This window comes from Microbacterium sp. Leaf151 (genome assembly GCF_001424225.1).
In the GTDB taxonomy this organism is placed as follows: Bacteria; Actinomycetota; Actinomycetes; order Actinomycetales; family Microbacteriaceae; genus Microbacterium.
This window is the reverse complement of sequence record NZ_LMOR01000001.1, coordinates 376096-393634: the sequence shown is the minus strand read 5'-3', so window position 1 is coordinate 393634 and position 17539 is coordinate 376096. Positions and strand designations below refer to the sequence as shown.

Here is a 17539-nt window from a genome sequence, read left to right as displayed (position 1 = left end):
GCGTGCACGTCGTGATGTTCGCCGACCAGCATCTCGAGTCCCTCGGCGGTGCGCAGGTGTCGATGCGGCTGCAGAAGCGATTCCTCGAGCGTGCCGGCCACGTCGTCACGGTGGTGGCGCCGCGCCCGCACCGACCCGCCGCCCACGACGCCTCCTACCTCGATCTGCCCTCCCTGCCGATCACGGTCGACCGCGAGTACGCGCTCGCCTGGCCGGGCGCCCGCACCGATCGGTTCCTGGATGCCGAGATGGGCGCGCGTCTGCCCGTCGACGTCGTGCACGTGCAGGCCGATTTCTGGGGCGCCTTCGTCGGTCACCGCTACGCCGACCGTCACGGTCTGCCCGTCGTGCACACCATGCACAACCGCGTCGACGTGGGCATCGAAGCGACCGCACCCTTCCCGGGCCTCGTGCTGCGCGCACTGAACGCCTGGGCGCGGCGCGCGCTGCCGCGCGGGGGCACCGCGGCGGTGGCGGGGCGCGGTACGGCCCCGGTCGGCCGCGGCATCGACGGCTGGGCCTACCTGCGCCGTCTCGCGGCCCTGTCCCACGCCGTGACCGCGCCCTCTGCCCACTTCGCCCGGCGTCTCGAACGGCACGGGGTGGCGCCCTCGGTCGATGTGATCTGGAACGGCATCGACGACGACGCGCTCGATGCCGCCCTCGCGGCCGGACCCACCGAGCGTCGCCCGGGTCGTCCGCGTTTCGTCTGGCTCGGCCGCATGAGTCCCGAGAAGCGTCTGCTCCCCTTCCTCGAGGCGGTCGCCGAGTCGAGGATCGATGCCGAGGTCGAGATCATCGGCGGCGGTGGCCAGCTTCGTGCCGCGCAGCGGCTGGTCGAGCGCAGGGCGCCGGTGGCATCCGTCGCCTTCGCCGGACGACTGCCCTACGCCGAGACCCTCCGCCGGCTCGCCGACGCCGACGCCGTGCTACAGACGTCCATCGGCTTCGAGACGCAGGGCATGACGGTTTTCGAGGCCGCCTCGCTCGGCACCCCCGCCGTCGTCAGCGACTCCGACATCGGTGCCGAGCTCGGCGCGGGAACCTGGGCCGTTCCGGATGCCACGGTCGCTGCGCTCGCGCAGACCCTCCGCCGCGCGGCCGCCGACATCGCCGCCGGGTCGCCGGTGACGCCCGATGAGAGTGTCGCGGAGCGTTTCCGCCAGTCGTCGCGCACGGCGGCGATGGTCGCCGTGTACGAGCGGGCTGTCACCGCCGGTCGGTGACCCTGCGGGTCCCACGCCCGCCGAGCCTCGGCGTTGCGGGACGGCCTGTGTCGTCCCACGCCCGCCGAGCCTCGGCGTTGCCGGGGCGGCCTATGCCGTCCCACGCCCTCCGGGCGGCGCCGGGGCGGCGTGTGTCGCGTCTCCGGGTCACTCCGTCCCCACGATGCGCAATGAAGCGGTCGCCGCCGATGCCGATGGCAGGGTGACGTGCAGGGTCGGGCGTGCGGCTTCGACGGCGGGGGCGGCGTGGACCGCGCTCTCGCGCGAGCGGGTCGAGCGGTCCGTGCGGGGCGTCGACGACGCGACGCGCGACGGGTCGGTCGGAATGCGCCCGTATCCGTCGTTACGGACGAGCCATACGGTGCCGACGACGCCGGCGAGGGACAGGATGCCGAGAGCAATGAGATAAGCCATGGCAGAAAAACTACGTCTAGAGGAATCATGCCCACGAGTGGCATGATGGACGGTGTTCGTCAGATTCCTGCCACACCGGAGGTGCGCTCATGCGCTCGGTCGCCGTCGTCATCCAGTCCGGGTTCGCGCCCTTCGAGTTCGGCCTCGCCTGCGAGGCGTTCGGCCTCGACCGGAGCGACGACGGCATCCCGAACTTCGACTTCCGCATCGTCGCACCCGACCCGGGTGTCATCCCCTCCAACATCGGCTTCTCGGTCAATGTCGAGCTCGGCCTCGATGCGGCGGCAGACGTCGATATCCTCGTCCTCGCGCCGATCCCCCGCGAGCAGTGGGGCGCCGTCGACCCGCGCGTGACCGAGGTAATCCGCGCCGCACATGCGCGCGGTGCGTGGTTGCTGAGCGTGTGCAGTGGGTCGTTCGTGATCGCGGCATCCGGGGTGCTCGATGGAAAGCGCGCGACGACGCACTGGCGGTACGCCGATGTCATGGCGCGGATGTATCCGGCGATCGAGGTCGACCCCGACGTGCTCTACGTGCAGTCGGGCAACATCATCACGAGCGCGGGAACCGCCGCAGGACTCGACGCCTGCCTTCACCTGCTGCGCCAAGAGCTCGGTTCAGAGCTCACCAACCGCATCGCCCGGCGCATGGTCGTGGCGCCGCAGCGCGATGGCGGACAGGCGCAGTTCATCGCATCGCCGATCCCGATCGACTCCTCGCTGTCGCTCGCGCCGGTGACGGAGTGGATGCTCCAGAATCTGGATGCCGAGCTCTCCGTCGACCGCTTGGCGGCACGTGCGCACATGTCTGCGCGTACCTTCGCCCGGCGGTTCAAGGCGGACCTCGGCGCGACCCCGGCGGCGTGGCTCGCCCGCCAGCGGCTGCTGCACGCGCAGCGCCTGCTCGAAGAGACCGACCTCGGTCTCGACCGGATCGCGTCGGAATGCGGCTTCGGCTCGGCGGCGGTGCTCCGGCAGAACTTCGCCCGCACGATGGGACTCACCCCCACCGCGTACCGCGCGCGATTCTCGTGCGCGGGGCCCGAGGAGGCGGCATCCGATCTGCCCGAGATCGATGCCGAGTCGGTGCCGGCCTGACCGACGGATGACGCGGCTCGGGGGTGCGTCCATCTGCCGGTGGCGGCGCGTCCGGGGTCGGGCGTCTGCCGACCTGCGCGGCGGGCCTCAGCCTCGAGATCACGCGACGTCGTCGAGGTCACGCGAAGTCGTCGAGGTCACGCGACGTCGTCGAGATCACCCACGATCGCGGGTGATCTCGCGCAGATCGCGTGATCTCGGCGGGTCCTCCTCGTGTCGCGCTCGGGATGCTGAGGCTTCGTTGCCCTCGCCCGAGCTCACTGCTAAACTTGAGTCAACGCCGCTCAAGTTTGAGCGAGAGCGAGAACACTTCCAGGAGAACACATGAACGCCACGCAACAGCCGGGGCAGGAGGACGCGCGTAGCGCCCTCGAGCAGTTCGGCATCAACCTCACCGACCGGGCACGCCAGGGCAAGCTCGACCCCGTGATCGGGCGCGACGGAGAGATCCGCCGCGTCAGCCAGGTGCTCACCCGGCGCACCAAGAACAACCCGGTGCTCATCGGCGAGCCCGGCGTCGGCAAGACCGCGGTCGTCGAGGGCCTCGCCCAGCGCATCGTCGCGGGCGACGTCGCCGAGAGCCTGAAGAACAAAGAGCTGGTCGCCCTCGACATCTCGGCGCTCGTCGCGGGGGCCATGTACCGCGGTCAGTTCGAGGAGCGCCTCAAGAGCGTCCTCAAAGAGATCACCGAGTCCGACGGGCGCGTGATCACGTTCATCGACGAGCTGCACGTGCTGATGGGCGCGGGCGGCGGCGAGGGTTCGGTCGCCGCGTCCAACATGCTCAAGCCCATGCTGGCCCGCGGTGAGCTGCGCCTCATCGGAGCGACCACGCTCGACGAGTATCGCGAGTTCATCGAGAAGGATGCCGCGCTCGAGCGCCGCTTCCAGCAGGTCTACGTCGGCGAGCCCACGGTGGAAGACACCGTCGCGATCCTCCGCGGCCTCAAGGAGCGGTACGAGGCGCACCACAAGGTGGCCATCGCCGACGCTGCGCTGGTCGCCGCGGCATCCCTGTCGAACAGGTACATCCCGTCACGCCAGCTGCCCGACAAGGCGATCGACCTGATCGATGAAGCGGCATCGCGCTTGCGGATGGAGATCGACTCGGCCCCGCTCGAGATCGACGAGTTGCGCCGCCACGTGGACCGACTCAAGCTCGAAGAGCTCGCCCTGAAGAAAGAGAAGGACGCCGCCTCGAAGGAGCGCCTGGCCGCGCTCCGCGAGTCCCTCGCCGCCGAGCAGGCCAAACTCGACGAGCTGCAGGCGCGGTGGGAGCGCGAGCGCGCGTCGCTCAACCGCGTGGGTGAGCTGAAGACCCGCCTCGACGCCGCCCGCGTGGATGCCGAGCGCGCGCAGCGCGAGGGTAACCTCGAGCGTGCGTCCCGGTTGCTGTACGCCGAGATCCCGGCGCTCGAGCGCGAGCTCATGGCCGCCGAGCGCGAAGAGCCCGCGGGCGACCGCATGGTCAACGACCAGGTCACCGACGAAGACATCGCGGCGGTCATCGCCGCCTGGACGGGCATCCCGGTCGGGCGCCTGCTGCAGGGCGAGACCGAGAAGCTGTTGCACCTCGAGCGCGAGTTCGGCAAACGCCTGATCGGACAGCGGGATGCCGTGAAGGCGGTGTCCGACGCCGTCCGTCGCTCGCGCGCGGGGATCAGCGACCCCAACCGCCCGGTCGGCTCTTTCCTGTTCCTCGGCCCGACCGGTGTCGGCAAGACGGAGCTGGCCAAGTCGCTCGCCGACTTCCTCTTCGACGACGAGCACGCGATGGTGCGCATCGACATGTCGGAGTACGGCGAGAAGCACTCCGTCTCGCGGCTCGTCGGTGCCCCTCCGGGGTACGTGGGTTACGAGCAGGGTGGACAGCTCACCGAGGCCGTGCGCCGTCGCCCTTACAGCGTGGTGCTGCTGGACGAGGTCGAGAAGGCGCACCCCGAGGTGTTCGACGTCCTGCTGCAGGTCATGGACGACGGCCGACTCACCGACGGCCAGGGTCGCACGGTCGACTTCACGAACGTCATCCTGATCCTGACGAGCAACCTCGGCTCGCCGATCCTGATCGATCCGACGCTGTCGATGGAGGCCAAGACGCACCAGGTGCAGGCGCTGGTGCGCCAGGCCTTCAAGCCCGAGTTCGTGAACCGTCTCGACGACATCGTGATCTTCCAGGCGTTGAGCCAGGACGACCTCGCCCAGATCGTCGAACTGGCCGTCGACGCGCTGCACAAGCGCCTGCGCGAGCGCCGGCTGACCCTCGCGGTCACGCCCGACGCGCGGTCGTGGCTCGCCGAGCGCGGCTACGACCCGGTGTACGGCGCCCGTCCCCTGCGCCGGCTCATCCAGACCGAGATCCAGAACCGCCTCGCGATGGCGATCCTCGCGGGGACGGTCCGCGACGGTGACGTCGTGCGGGTCGATGTGGCCAGCGACGCGGATTCGCTGATGCTGGTCAGCGCGGGGCCGGCGGCCTCCGGTGACGAAGACTTCGTCGAGGCGGAGATCGTCGAATAGGAACGACGAGGAAGGGGGATGCCGCGCGAGGGCGTGGCATCCCCCTCTCCGTGTGCGTGCGGTCGACCGCGCATCGCGCGGTGTCGGCCTCTGCGCCCCGAGGCTGTTCGCTCATAAACGCTGTCCGTGCGCATAAACGCGTTGGCAGAGTGTTTCTGCGCACGAATGGTGTTTATGGGCGGTGCGCCGCCGCGGCCGAGCGCTGGCAGAGCGCACGGCCGCGGCCAAGCGCTGGCAGAGCGCATCGGCAGAGCGCCGACACAACGACGAACGCCCGCCGCGCCGGCACCCCGCTGACGGGCTCCGGCGCGACGGGCGTCGTCGCGGGCGGGCCGATCAGTCGTCGACGAGCAGCGACTCCTCGACCGTGCGGCGCTGGCGGGGAGCGAGCTCGCGCTCGCGCAGGCCCTCTTCAGCGGCGTCGATGTCGCCCAGGGCGCCGACGGCGATGACGGTGACGGGGGTGAATCGGGCGTCGATGTCGAAGGCCGTACGCAGATCGTCGGCGACGAAGCCGCCCATCTGGTGGGTCGCCAGTCCCTCGGCGTGCGCCTGCACGGTGAAGTGGGCCGCGGCCTGACCGCTGTCGTACAGCGCCCACGTGCGGGCCTCGCCGTCTTCGGTCTCGGTCTCGGCGAGTACGACGACGAGGGCGCCGGCGGCGGGGGCCCACGCCTGGTTGAAGCCCATGAGCGCGCCGACGAGCTTCTGGTGCGCGGCGGTGCCGCGGCGGGCCACGATGAAGCGCCAGGGCTGGAAGTTCATGCCCGACGGCGCCCAGCGGGCGGCCTCGAGCGCGGAGCGCAGCGCCGACTCGTCGATGGGCGTCTCGGGGTCGAAGACGCGGGTACTCCAGCGTTCGGCGAGCACGTCGAGGATGGGGGCGTCGGTGGGGGCGGTGCGGTCGAGAACGAGAGACATGGGTACTCCTGAGAACGGATGACGAAACCGGGACGCCGTTGACCCGAACCAGTGAACGCCCATCGCGCGCGAGATGTTCCCACGTGACGGAGTGAGTCGTTCCGTTCGCGGCCGCGGGAAGATCCCGGTCAGTTCCGTTGCACGATGGCGGGCGGGCTCGGCGACACACCGGTGGAGGATGCCAACGGTGCGGCGTGTTCGGTCGAAGCCCCGCCGTTGTGCGCCGGCTCTTCCCGCCGTCTCACTCCGCCCAGGATGCGGGGCCCGCGGTGCCCGCTGCGTACTCGTCGAGCGGTACCTCGTCTTTTCGCCACGCATCGATGACCGGCTGCACGATCCGCCAGCACTGCTCGGCCGCGTCGGCGCGGACGGCGAGCATCGCATCGCCGTCGAGGATGCCGGAGAGCACCTCGCCGTAGGCCCTGAGCGCGCCCTCACCGAGGTCGGCCGCCAGGGTCACGCGCTCGAGCTCGAGGGGATCGGCGGCACCGTTGACGTTGAGGCCGAGACTCATGGTGTCGGGGCCGAGCGAGAACACGAGCTCGGACGGCTCGCTCTCGCCGACGAACCCGCCGGGAAGGTGTCGCACGGGCTTGAAGGTCACGGTGACGGCCCGGTGGCCGGAGCTGAGCGCCTTACCGGAGCGCAGGGTGATGGGAACGCCCTGCCACCGGGTATTCCGCACCTCCACCGTCATTTCGGCGAGCGTCTCGGTGCCGCGCGCCGCATCGACCCCCGGCTCGTCGACGTAGGACGAGAAGTGGCGGTCGCCGACGCTGCCCGCGGTGTACCGGGCGCGGCGGGAGTTGCGCACGGGATCGTCACCCCGCACGTGGGTGGCGCGCAGCACCGCCGACGTGGCGTCGCGCAGATCGAGCTGAGTGAGGGATGCCGGGGGCTCCATGGTGACGAACGCCATGACCTGCAGCAGGTGGCTCTGGATCATGTCGACGAGAGCACCCGCCCCGTCGTAGTAGCCCGCGCGACCTTCGAGGCCCAGGGGCTCGGGGTAGTCGATGTCGACCGAGGCGATGTCGTCGGCCGACCAGACGCTCTCGAGGAGGCGGTTGGCGAAGCGGGCGCCGAGCAGGTTGAGCACGGTCGAACGCCCCAGGAAGTGGTCGATGCGGAACACCTGGTCTTCGGGCACGAGCTTCGCCAGCTGCTGATTGAGCCGGTGGGCGCTGGCCTCGTCGGTGCCGAACGGCTTCTCGAGAGCGAGGATCGTTCCCTCCGGAATGGTCACGTCGCTCAACGCGAGGCACGACTTCTCGGCGACGGCCGGAGGCACCGCGAAGTACAGGGCGGGCCGGCCCTCGGAATCGTCGAGGAGTTTCTGCAGGTCGGCAGGCTTCGTGATGTCGGCCTGCGAGTAGGTGGTCTCCGAGACGGCGGCGAAGGCGCCTTCGGCATCCATCGTCTGGAACGCCGTGTGCACGACCTCGCGCCAGTGTTCGTCGGTCCAGTCCTCCATGCCCGCTCCGTGCAGCCGCACCGACCGGCCGGGTTCGCGCGTCAGCAATTGGCCGAGGGCGGGCAGGAGCAGTCGAGACGTGAGGTCGCCCGAGGCGCCCAGGATGATGAGGGTGGTGTCCGCGGCCATGCGGCCACCGTAGCGCTCCCCTCCGACACCGGTGCGCCGCTTGCAGCGAGCCCATGGATGCCACTAGCGCGATGCCCGGCCACGATGTCGGTGCCCTCTGCCATGATCCGAGGGTGACCACTCCGATCGAGGATTACGCCGTCCTCAGCAACTGCCGCTCCGCCGCGCTGGTGTCCCGCGACGGCAGCGTCGACTGGTTGTGCCTCCCGCGCTACGACAGCGGGTCGATGTTCGCCGCGCTCCTCGGCGACGAGTCGCACGGGGCATGGTCGCTGCGCCCGGCCGATCCCGACGCGCGGGCGACCCGGCGGTACGACGGCGACACCTTCGTACTCGTCACGCGGTGGGAGACGGCGACCGGCATCGCCGACGTGTACGACGCGATGCCGATCGACGGGGGCATCGACGCCCTCGTGCGACGAGTGGTCGGGGTGTCGGGCGAGGTGGACTTCGTCACCGAGGTGCGCTTGCGCTTCGACTACGCTCGCGCGGTGCCCTGGGTGCGACAGATGGGCCACGGCGGCGAGCACCTCATCCTCGCCGTCGCCGGCCCGGATGCCGTGACGATCCGCGGCCCGCGTCTGATCGCGGTCGACACCACGCACCGCGGCCGGTGGACCACCGCGGCCGGTGCGAGCGTCGACTCGGTGCTGTCGTGGGGTCCGTCGTGGAAAGACGCCCCGCCGGCATTCGACGTCGAGGCCGCTCTGGAGCGCACGCGCGAGTGGTGGGCCGCCTGGGCCGACCGCGTGCAGTCGGCCGGCACGCACGCGGCGCTGGTGACGCGCTCGCTCATGGTGCTCCGCGCCCTCACGCACTCCGAGACCGGTGGCATCGTCGCGGCGGCGACCACGTCGCTCCCCGAGGCTTTCGGGGGCTCCCGCAACTGGGACTACCGCTACGTCTGGCTCCGCGACGCCGCGCTTACGCTGAGCGCCTACATCGATCACGGCTACCTCGATGTCGCTCAGCACTGGCGCACCTGGCTGCTGCGGGCGATCGCCGGGGACCCGGCCGACGTGCAGATCATGTACGGCATCGCGGGCGAACGCGACCTGCCCGAGCGGGAGCTCGAGAGCCTGCCGGGCTACGGGGGAGCGGCCCCCGTGCGCATCGGCAACGGAGCCGTCGATCAATACCAGGCCGACGTGATCGGCGAGGTGATGGTGGCACTCGAGGCCGCGCGCGACGCCGGGGTCGAGGAGACGACGTTCTCGTGGTCGCTGCAGCGGGCCCTGCTCGACCAGCTCGCGCACGAGGTCGACAAGCCCGACCTCGGCATCTGGGAGATGCGCGGCGACCCGCACTTCTTCACCCACTCCCGGGCGATGGTGTGGGCGGCGTTCGACCGCGGCATCCGGGCCGTCGAGACCGGCGGGCACGACGGCGAGGTCGACGTCTGGCGCACGCTGCGCGATCACGTGCGCGCCGACATCTACGCGCACGGCGTGCACGAGGGCGGGTGGTTCACGCAGCACTTCGACACCGACGAGGTCGACGCGTCGCTGCTCGTGCTGCCGCAGGTGGGTTTCTGCGCCTACGACGATCCGCGCATGCTGGCCACCGTCGCCCGAATAGAAGAGACCCTCATGCCCGACGGCTGGTTGCTGCGGTACCGCACGACCGGGGTCGACGGGCTGACGGGTGACGAGCATCCGTTCCTCGCGTGCTCTTTCTGGCTCGTCGGGCAGTACGCGCACAGCGGTCGGCGCGACGAGGCCGTCACCCTGATGAAGAAGCTCACGGCGGTGGCGAACGACCTGGGGCTGCTGTCGGAGGAGTACGACCCCACGGCCGGACGTCAGGCGGGCAACACCCCGCAGGCGCTCTCGCACCTGGCGCTGGTGGCCGCCGCCGATGCCCTGGATGCCACGGCCCCGCACCACGACGGCTGACCCCGGCCTAGAGTCGTCGCATGGACGACGAGGTCGAGTTACGACGCCTGCGCGAACGCGTGTACGGCGCCGGAGGTGCGCCTGCGACGCCCGCGATGCTCGAGCGGCTCGCCGAGCTGGAGGACCGCTCCCGGCCGCCCCTCGGCGACATCGACCGGCTCGCGCCCGCCGACCCGACGACGGCGCCCCCCGAGCCGGACCGTGTCGACGATCCGGAACGCCTCGACGAGCCGGAACGCTCCTACGAGGACGTGGATGCCGCCGCACCCGCGTCGCGACCCGTCCTCCGCGGGGTTCTCACCGCGGTCGGAGCGGTCGCCCTCCTCGGCGTGGGGTTCGCCGTCGGCTCGGCGGCGACCGCGTCGATGCCCGGCGACCCCGCCGCCACCGCCGACCCCGCCGCGGCGATGTATCCCGAGCTGACCTTCCCGCAGACGATCGAGGACGCCATCTCGGCCGACGTGCTCCGCGACAGCGCGATCGACTCCGGCAGCACCCGGTTCATCGGCACGGTCAATGACTTCGACATCTTCTTAGCCCAGCCCGCCGACGGCATCGGCCGCTGCATCGTCACGTTCACCGCGATCGATGATCGACCGTGGTCGGCGGGCTGCGCGAGCGGCACGCAGGAGGGCGCAGCGGTCTTCGGCATCGACGACCGTCTCACCGTCGCGATCGGCGATCCCGACGACTCCGAGATCGAGGGCATCCCCATCCGCCTGTCCGAGAGCGTCACGGCGTACGTGGCGCGATAACGAAGGAGAAAGCCATGTTCCATCCCGACGGTGCCTACTCGGGCCTCTCGGTCGACGACCTCGAGGCCGCCCATCACTTCTATGCCGAGACTCTCGGGCTCCGGGTCGAGGTGCTCGAGGGTTCGGGTTTCCTCACTCTTCACCTGGGCTCGGGCGGCCGCGTCTTGGTCTACGGCAAGCCGCACCATGAGCCCGCGTCGTTCACGGTGCTGAACTTCCCCGTCGCCGACGTCGAGGCCGCCGTCGACGACCTGCGTTCGCGCGGCGTCGACACGAAGATCTACGACGACGCCGACTTCCCGACGGATTCGCGCGGCATCATGCGCGAGGGCGGACCGCTCATCGCCTGGTTCCGCGACCCGGCCGGCAACGTGCTGGCCGTTCTCGAGGAGTGACGGAGAGGGGATGGATGCCGGTGTGCCCGGCATCCATCCCCTTCATCACTGAGGTCCCTGAGCGTGTCGAAGGGACCGGGCTCCGCGCGTGGAGGCGGGGGGCTTCGACGGGCTCAGCCACCGTGGTCGATGGTCCCCGAGCGTGTCGAGGGGACCGGGTCACCCGCGGCCGCGGCTCAGCCCTTCAGCGCCTCCGCGAGCTTCACGCGCGCGCCCATGCGCAGGAGCGAGTTGCGATAGATCCGCGCCGCGAGACCGATCGCCAGCACGCACGAGGCCATCAGCACCAGCAGCGACAGCACGGGCTCCCACCACTGGGCGTCACCGAGGTACATGCGCAGCGGCATCCCGACCGGCGCCGAGAACGGCACGTACGACATGATCGTCAGCACGACGGGGTTGTCGTTGAAGAAGATGACCAGGAAGTACGGCGCCATGATCAGCATCGTGATGGGGGTCGTGGTCGCCCCGATGTCCTCCTGACGCGACACCATCGCCGCCGCGGCCGCGAAGAGCGACGCCAGCAGCACGAAACCGAACAGGAAGAAGATCGCGAACCAGGCGATGGGAGCGCCGAGCGCATCGAGCACCCCTGCCTGTCCGGTGACCGCGAGACCGATCACCGCGACAGCCGCGAGCAGCACGATCTGCGCCATCGCCAGGATCGTGTTGCCCAGAACCTTCCCGGCCAGCAGTGCCCGCACGGGGATGGCCGAGATGAGGATCTCGACCACGCGGGTCTGCTTCTCCTCCACGACGCTCTGCGCGATCGTGCCGCCGAAGGTCGACGCGGCGATGAGGAACACCAGCCCGAAGCCGAGCGCGATCAGGTACCGCAACGCGTCGGCCGCTCCCGCACCCGGATCGAGCATCTGCACCGGCGGGGTCTCGCTGAGCATCTGCAGCAGCGTCGAGGGCACGTCGTCCTTCACCACGACGGTGTAGTCGAACGCGGCGTCCGAAGACCCCGAGACCAGGGCGGCATCCACCGTTCCGTCTTCGACGAGGGCGCGCGCGGCGTCGTCGCTGTCGGACACGGTGACCTCGAGGCCGTCGACGCCCGAGACCGCACTCTGCGTCTGCGAGGTGACGGCCACCGGCGTGCCGCTGCCCGAGGCGTTGTTCGCGGCGAAACCGCCCCAGACCACCGAAGCGAGGGCGGCGACGATGAGGATCGCGGTCGAGATGACGAAAGCCTTGCTGCGCAGCTTCGACCCGATCTCGCGCTCGGCGACGAGCCAGATGCTCTGCAGCTCGCTGGGCGCGCGGCGCGCGGGAGGAGTGGTGGTGTTCACTGGATGACCTCCTTGAAGATCTCGGCGAGAGACGGTTTCTGCGGCGCGAAGCTGGCGACGTCTCCGCGCGCGACGGCGCCGCGGAGAATCCGCTGCGCGGTGGTGTCGTCGGCCGCGTCGAACAGGGCGTAGCCGCCGTCGAAGTCGAGCACGGTGATGCCCGGCTCGTCGCGCACCCATCCGGCGTCGCCGCCGGAGACCAGCTCGTAACGGTGGGTCGCGTGCTGAGCGCGGAGGTCGTCGCGGGTGCCGGCGGCGCGGATCGTGCCCCCGGCGATGATGACGAGGTCGTCGCACAGCCGCTCGACGACGTCGAGCTGGTGCGACGAGAACAGCACCGCAGCTCCCGCCGCAGCCTTCTCTTGCAGGACACCTGCGACGACGTCGACGGCGAGCGGATCGAGGCCGGAGAACGGCTCGTCGAGGATCAGGACATCCGGTTCGTGCACGAGGGACGCCGCGATCTGCGCGCGCTGCTGATTGCCCAGCGACAGCGTCTCGACGAGGTCGCCGAGGCGCTCTCCGAGCCCGAGTCGCTCGAGCAGCGCCGTGGCCTTCTTCGTCGCTTCGGCTTTGCCGAAGCCGTGCAGACGCGCGAGGTAGGCGATGTGCTCGGCGACCTTCATCTTCGGATACAGCCCGCGCTCCTCCGGCATGTACCCGAAGCGGCGACGGTCGGTGGCGGTGAGGGGCGCGCCGTTCAGCGCGACGGTGCCCGCGTCTTTGGCGAGCACCCCGAGTGCGATGCGCATGGTGGTGGTCTTGCCGGCGCCGTTGCCGCCGACGAAGCCCGTCAGTCGCCCCGGGGCCACGGTGAAGCTCACGTCGTCGAGCACGCGGCGTCCGCCGTAGCTCTTGGTGATGCCGTTCAGATCGAGCACGATGCATCCCTTCTTCTCGATGTCTCCCACGCTAGGCATCCGGATGCCGCGGCACCTCCACCCGGGGAGGGGTCGTGGCCTCCGCCGTGAGGGGGAGGACGGGACGGGCCCCGCCGCGTGGGGCGATCGGCTCGCGTCAGGCCAACCCGTGCCGGTGGGCGAGCACGACGGCCTGCACGCGGTCGCGGGCGCCGAGCTTCTGCAGCACGTTCGACACGTGCGTCTTGACGGTCGCCTCGCCGATGAACAGCCGCGCGGCGATCTCGGCGTTGCTCATCGCCTCGGCCACGAGCGTGAGCACCTCCGACTCGCGCTCGGTGAGCGGCTCCGTCAGAAGCAGGGGAGAGGGAGCGGATGCCGTGGGCGCGGGCGGTATCCCCGCGAAGCGCGCGATGACCCGGCGCGTCACCTCGGGCGCGAGGAGCGCGTCACCGGCGCCGACGACGCGCACCGCCGCCACGAGCTCCTCCGGGCCGGCGTTTTTGAGCAGGAACCCGCTCGCTCCGGCGGCGAGGGCGTCGAACAGGTAGTCGTCGCGGTCGAAGGTCGTGACGATGAGCACGGCTGCCTTCGAGGCGGGGTCGGCTGTGAGCCGGCGGGTGGCCTCGAGGCCGTCCATGTCGGGCATCTGCACGTCCATGCAGACCACATCGGGCTGCAGTTCTATCGCGGCCGCGATCGCCTCGACACCGGAGGCGGCTTCGCCGACCACCGTGATGTCGTCTTCCAGCGACAGGATCGTGCGAAAGCCCGCCCGCATCATCACGTGGTCGTCGACCAGCAGCACGCGCAGCTCAGACACGTGTCGCCTCCGCGCGAGCGAGCGGCACCCGCACGCGCACGAGATACCCGCCGCGGGCCCGGGGGCCGATCTCGATCGTCCCGCCCGAGACGGCGGCTCGTTCGCGCATGCCGGTCTGTCCGAGCCCCGGCGTCGACGAGCCGCGGCGGCCGGTGTTCGACACCTCGAGTTCGACGGCATCCGGATCGAATCGCAGACGGACATCGGCGGTCGCGTCGGGCCCGGCGTGGCGGCGGGCGTTCGTCAGTGCTTCTTGGGCGATGCGGTACAGGTTCACCTGCACGAGGGGCGCCGGATCGTGGGCGGGTTCGCCGACGACCGTGAAGGTGGTGGGAAGCCCTGCCGCAGCAGCGTCGTCGACCAGCGCGCGGATCGAGGTGAGCCCGTGTGTGGTGGGCGCGGTGTCGGGCGCGCTGTCGGTGCCGGGGGTCCGCAGCGTCTCGAGCAGGTGTCGCAGCTCGTGCAGCGACGTGCGCGCCGAGCCCTCGATGCCCGTGAGCACCTCGCGGGCGGCGTCGGCATCGCGGTCGAGGAGTGAGCGGGCGACTCCCGCCTGCACGCCCATCAGCGACACGTGATGGGCGACGACGTCGTGCAGCTCGCGCGCGATGCGGACGCGGTCGAGGGCGACGGCTTGGGCTGCGGTCACCTCGCGCTCGGCCTCGAGCTCGGCGGTGCGCTCCTCGAGGGCCGCGCGTTCGCGCATCTGCTGATGCGAGCGGTCGCCGAAGTAGTAGGCGCCGCCGAAGAAGAGGGCGTTCACCCCGATCATGAGCAGCTGGTACGCCACGAACGGCGAGAAGGCCCCCGCCCGCGAGAACGCGCCCTCGACCGCGGCGTCGACGGGCTGCGTGGCGTCTTGGAACATCACCACGAACAGCCACGCGAACATGCCGACGATGATCGCGACGCGCACGATGGTGGCGCGGCGCCGGTTCTGTTCCCAGGCGCCGACCGTGTAGAGCGCGATGAACATCGCGATGTTGCCCGCGTACAGCTCGGGAATGCGGAACGTCACGGCCAGGAAGTACGCCACCGACACGATGACCGCCGTCGCCGACGGCCACCGGCGGCGGAACGCGAGGGGGACGGCGAGGACGGCGACGTATCCCAGCGCGACGGCGAGCGAGCCCTGTTCGTCGCCGTAGATGCCCGAGACCGCCGACAGCACGGCGCTCAGCAGACCGCCGAGGAACAGCACGAGAGCGAGCACGAGGTCGCCTCGCTGCTGGGTGCGGGTGGGGCGTGGCATCCCTCCACGGTAGAGCGGACGTCCGACACGTGCATCCCCCGCGGGGCGGAGTCAAGAGGGCGGGGAATACAGATTCGACCCGGATGCTTGCAGGTGAATGCATCCGGGCTCTCCGCCCCCGTCATCCCAGAGAGGATCATCGTGACCGAGTACACGATCGGCTACATCGTCGGCAGCATCTCCAGCACCTCGATCAACCGCCGCCTCGCCAAGGCGCTCGAGAAGGTCGCGCCCGAGGGCGTCACCCTGAAGGAGATCCCGATCAAGGACCTCCCCTTCTACTCGCCCGACCATGACGGCAACTTCCCCGAGGTCGCGACGACCTTCAAGACCGCGATCGAGGATGCCGACGGCGTCATCATCGTGACCCCCGAGTACAGCCGTTCCATCCCCGGCGTCCTGAAGAACGCGCTCGACTGGTCGGCTCGTCCGTACGGCGAGGCGTCGTTCAACGACAAGCCCACCGCCGTCGTCGGCACCTCGCAGGGCGGAGTCGCCACCGCCGCCGGCCAGCAGCACCTGCGCGCGGTGCTCCTGCACTACAACGCCCTCGTCCTCGGACAGCCCGAGGGCTACATCCAGTCGACCCCCGGGCTCTTCGAAGAGGACGGCACCGTGACCGACGAGGGCACGGCCGACTTCCTCCGCTCGATCATCGAGGCGCTCGTGACGCTCATCGCGCGCACCGCCCCGGCAGAGGTCCCCGCGGCCTGACGCATCCCGCGGCGGGGCCGGGGTTCGCTCCGGCCCCGCCGTCGTTCGTCCGTCACCCGCCGGGCGCGTCAGCCTTGCGCCGCAGCAGCGCCGCCTCGCGCTCATTCCGGGTCAGGTCCGCCGCTCGCAACAGCTCCGACCGGGCCTCGCGCGTGCGCCCCAGCCGGCTCAGCAACTCTCCGCGCACCGAGGGGATGAGGTGCGAGCCCTTGAGCATCCCGGACGCCGAGAGCGCATCGACGAGCGCGAGCCCCTCGAGAGGACCGGATGCCATCGACACGGCGATCGCGCGGTTGAGATCGACGACGGGACTCGGCGCGACACGGCCGAGAATCTCGTACAGCAGCACGATGCGGTCCCAGTCCGTCGCATCGACGCTCGTCGCCTCGGCATGACACAGCGCGATGGCCGCCTGCAGTTGGTAGGGGCCTCGACCCCGACCGAGGGCGTCGGCACGGTCGAGCAGCGACGCACCGCGGGCGATGGCCGAGCGGTCCCAGCGGCGACGGTCCTGGTCGGCGAGCAGCACGGCGTCCCCGCTCGCATCCACGCGCGCGGCGAAACGCGAGGCCTGCAGCTCCATGAGCGCCGAGAGACCGAGCGCCTCGGGTTCGCGGGGTAGCAGACGGTTCAGCACGCGGCCCAGACGCACCGCTTCGTGCGCGACGTCGGTGCGCAAGACGGCGTCGCCGGTGCTCGCGGCGTATCCCTCGGTGAAGACGAGGTAGACCACGCTGAGCACTGCGCCGAGGCGTGCCGGCCACTCCGCCGGATCGGGCACCGCGAAGGGCACATGCGCTGCGGACAGCGCTTTCTTCGCGCGCACGATCCGCTGCTGCATCGTCGGCACGGGCACGAGGAACAACCGGGCGATCGCGTCGGTGTCGAGGCCCGCGACGACTTTCAGCGTCAGCGCCACCTGTGCCTCGCGGGCGAGGACGGGATGGCACGCCGTGAACACCAGTCGCAGCACGTCGTCGTCGATCGGCTGCCACTCGGCATCCGAGATCTCGTCGAGATCAGCGCCGATCAGCCGGTACTTCTCGCCGAGGTTCTGCGCGCGGCGCCAGCCGTCGATCGCCCGTCGCTTCGCGACCGCCGTCAGCCAGGCGCCGGGGTTGCGGGGGACACCGTCGCGAGGCCACTGCACGAGCGCTTCGGCGACGGCATCCTGAGCAAGATCCTCGGCGGTCGCGAGATCGCCGACCACACGGGCGAGCGTCGCGACGATGCGGGCGCCTTCGATGCGCCAGATCGCCGCGACGCGTCGCGGCAGGTCGGGGTCAGGGGTCACGACGCGGGCTTCGCCTCCGCGGGAGGCTTCGTCGCGCGAAGGGGTGCGGGTCACCGCGAGGACTGCTCCTCGCGCCAGCCCTCCTCCTTCTGGATGTACTCGTTGTCGGCGAACGCCGCGAAGTCGGTCTCGTCGGTGACGCGACGCACCTCGAGCTTGTTGCCGGCGATGAGGGGTGCCCGCCGCGCCCACTCGACGGCCTCGTCGCGCGACGACACCTCGATGATCCAGAAGCCGTTGAACAGCTCGTGCGTCTCGCCGTAGGGGCCGTCGGTGACCACCGGCTCGTCGCCGCCGAACTCGACGACGAAGTTCTTGCTCATGTCTTCGGCAAGACCGTCGCCGGCGACGAGCACTCCGGCGTCGATCATGGATTCGTTGTACGCACCCATCTCGTTGATGACCTGCTCGAAGGGGATGTCCTTGTATGCCGCGTACGCCTCGTCGGTGCCGCGCATGATCAGCATGTACTTCATCG

16 protein-coding genes are annotated in these 17539 nt (G+C 70.4%); 7 read left to right on the top strand and 9 right to left on the bottom strand.

Annotated elements, in window-relative coordinates:
* The first annotated feature begins 2 nt into the window (after positions 1-2).
* The gene (locus tag ASF76_RS01665) at positions 3-1226 is read left to right on the top strand and encodes a glycosyltransferase (protein WP_055951991.1); all 1224 of its coding nucleotides are present in this window, start codon (positions 3-5) and stop codon (positions 1224-1226) included.
* Positions 1227-1373: 147 nt separating this feature from the next.
* On the opposite strand, the gene ASF76_RS17270 is transcribed toward ASF76_RS01665, so the two are convergent.
* Complete coding sequence (locus ASF76_RS17270) at positions 1374-1640, bottom strand: hypothetical protein (RefSeq protein ID WP_055951989.1); 267 nt, start codon at positions 1638-1640, stop codon at positions 1374-1376.
* Positions 1641-1729: 89 nt separating this feature from the next.
* On the opposite strand from ASF76_RS17270, the gene ASF76_RS01655 reads away from it, so the two are divergent.
* Together ASF76_RS01655 and ASF76_RS01650 are read left to right on the top strand one after the other, a co-directional pair.
* A complete protein-coding gene (locus tag ASF76_RS01655) occupies positions 1730-2737 on the top strand; it encodes a GlxA family transcriptional regulator (protein WP_055951986.1) in 1008 nt (335 codons plus the stop codon).
* A gap of 324 nt (positions 2738-3061) precedes the next feature.
* A complete protein-coding gene (locus ASF76_RS01650) occupies positions 3062-5254 on the top strand; it encodes an ATP-dependent Clp protease ATP-binding subunit (protein ID WP_082484790.1) in 2193 nt (730 codons plus the stop codon).
* A gap of 336 nt (positions 5255-5590) precedes the next feature.
* Here ASF76_RS01650 and ASF76_RS01645 read toward each other — a convergent pair whose 3' ends face one another.
* The gene (locus tag ASF76_RS01645; RefSeq protein WP_055951981.1) at positions 5591-6175 is read right to left on the bottom strand and encodes a nitroreductase family protein; all 585 of its coding nucleotides are present in this window, start codon (positions 6173-6175) and stop codon (positions 5591-5593) included.
* Positions 6176-6416: 241 nt separating this feature from the next.
* On the bottom strand, positions 6417-7778 hold the full coding sequence (locus ASF76_RS01640) for a glucose-6-phosphate dehydrogenase (RefSeq protein WP_055951976.1): 1362 nt from the start codon (positions 7776-7778) through the stop codon (positions 6417-6419).
* 113 nt (positions 7779-7891) lie between these two features.
* On the opposite strand from ASF76_RS01640, the gene ASF76_RS01635 reads away from it, so the two are divergent.
* From ASF76_RS01635 to ASF76_RS01625, 3 genes are read left to right on the top strand one after another with little or no spacing between them, the layout of a single operon-like run.
* Entirely contained in the window at positions 7892-9673 is a 1782-nt protein-coding gene (locus tag ASF76_RS01635) for a glycoside hydrolase family 15 protein (RefSeq protein ID WP_235561207.1), read from the top strand.
* A 20-nt stretch (positions 9674-9693) separates the two neighbouring features.
* Positions 9694-10428: a hypothetical protein gene (locus ASF76_RS01630; protein WP_055951969.1), complete on the top strand. Its 735-nt coding sequence runs from the start codon at positions 9694-9696 to the stop codon at positions 10426-10428.
* Positions 10429-10442: 14 nt separating this feature from the next.
* On the top strand, positions 10443-10823 hold the full coding sequence (locus ASF76_RS01625; RefSeq protein WP_055951966.1) for a VOC family protein: 381 nt from the start codon (positions 10443-10445) through the stop codon (positions 10821-10823).
* Between the two features lie 176 nt (positions 10824-10999).
* Here ASF76_RS01625 and ASF76_RS01620 read toward each other — a convergent pair whose 3' ends face one another.
* The 4 genes from ASF76_RS01620 to ASF76_RS01605 form a co-directional block, all read right to left on the bottom strand.
* Complete coding sequence (locus ASF76_RS01620) at positions 11000-12118, bottom strand: ABC transporter permease (RefSeq protein ID WP_055951963.1); 1119 nt, start codon at positions 12116-12118, stop codon at positions 11000-11002.
* Complete coding sequence (locus ASF76_RS01615; RefSeq protein WP_055953322.1) at positions 12115-12999, bottom strand: ABC transporter ATP-binding protein; 885 nt, start codon at positions 12997-12999, stop codon at positions 12115-12117. The genes ASF76_RS01620 and ASF76_RS01615 overlap by 4 nt, the downstream gene beginning before the upstream one ends.
* A 136-nt stretch (positions 13000-13135) precedes the next feature.
* Positions 13136-13801, bottom strand: coding sequence for a response regulator (locus tag ASF76_RS01610; protein WP_082484789.1), 666 nt, complete (start codon positions 13799-13801; stop codon positions 13136-13138).
* On the bottom strand, positions 13794-15053 hold the full coding sequence (locus ASF76_RS01605) for a sensor histidine kinase (protein ID WP_055951960.1): 1260 nt from the start codon (positions 15051-15053) through the stop codon (positions 13794-13796). Before ASF76_RS01605 ends, ASF76_RS01610 begins: the two co-directional genes overlap by 8 nt.
* Positions 15054-15194: 141 nt before the next feature.
* On the opposite strand from ASF76_RS01605, the gene ASF76_RS01600 reads away from it, so the two are divergent.
* Positions 15195-15767, top strand: coding sequence for an NADPH-dependent FMN reductase (locus ASF76_RS01600; RefSeq protein WP_055951957.1), 573 nt, complete (start codon positions 15195-15197; stop codon positions 15765-15767).
* A gap of 52 nt (positions 15768-15819) precedes the next feature.
* Here ASF76_RS01600 and ASF76_RS01595 read toward each other — a convergent pair whose 3' ends face one another.
* Both ASF76_RS01595 and ASF76_RS01590 read right to left on the bottom strand, forming a co-directional pair.
* On the bottom strand, positions 15820-17061 hold the full coding sequence (locus tag ASF76_RS01595) for an RNA polymerase sigma factor (RefSeq protein WP_200936076.1): 1242 nt from the start codon (positions 17059-17061) through the stop codon (positions 15820-15822).
* 50 nt (positions 17062-17111) lie between these two features.
* Complete coding sequence (locus ASF76_RS01590) at positions 17112-17537, bottom strand: YciI family protein (RefSeq protein WP_055951954.1); 426 nt, start codon at positions 17535-17537, stop codon at positions 17112-17114.
* Between the last annotated feature and the right edge of the window lie 2 nt (positions 17538-17539).

Coding starts and splice junctions, on each gene's coding strand:
- ASF76_RS17270 (WP_055951989.1), bottom strand. CDS start 1,640: ATGGCTTATCTCATTGCTCTCGGCATCCTGTCCCTCGCCGGCGTCGTC.
- ASF76_RS01655 (WP_055951986.1), top strand. CDS start 1,730: ATGCGCTCGGTCGCCGTCGTCATCCAGTCCGGGTTCGCGCCCTTCGAG.
- ASF76_RS01650 (WP_082484790.1), top strand. CDS start 3,062: ATGAACGCCACGCAACAGCCGGGGCAGGAGGACGCGCGTAGCGCCCTC.
- ASF76_RS01645 (WP_055951981.1), bottom strand. CDS start 6,175: ATGTCTCTCGTTCTCGACCGCACCGCCCCCACCGACGCCCCCATCCTC.
- ASF76_RS01640 (WP_055951976.1), bottom strand. CDS start 7,778: ATGGCCGCGGACACCACCCTCATCATCCTGGGCGCCTCGGGCGACCTC.
- ASF76_RS01630 (WP_055951969.1), top strand. CDS start 9,694: ATGGACGACGAGGTCGAGTTACGACGCCTGCGCGAACGCGTGTACGGC.
- ASF76_RS01625 (WP_055951966.1), top strand. CDS start 10,443: ATGTTCCATCCCGACGGTGCCTACTCGGGCCTCTCGGTCGACGACCTC.
- ASF76_RS01605 (WP_055951960.1), bottom strand. CDS start 15,053: ATGCCACGCCCCACCCGCACCCAGCAGCGAGGCGACCTCGTGCTCGCT.
- ASF76_RS01590 (WP_055951954.1), bottom strand. CDS start 17,537: ATGAAGTACATGCTGATCATGCGCGGCACCGACGAGGCGTACGCGGCA.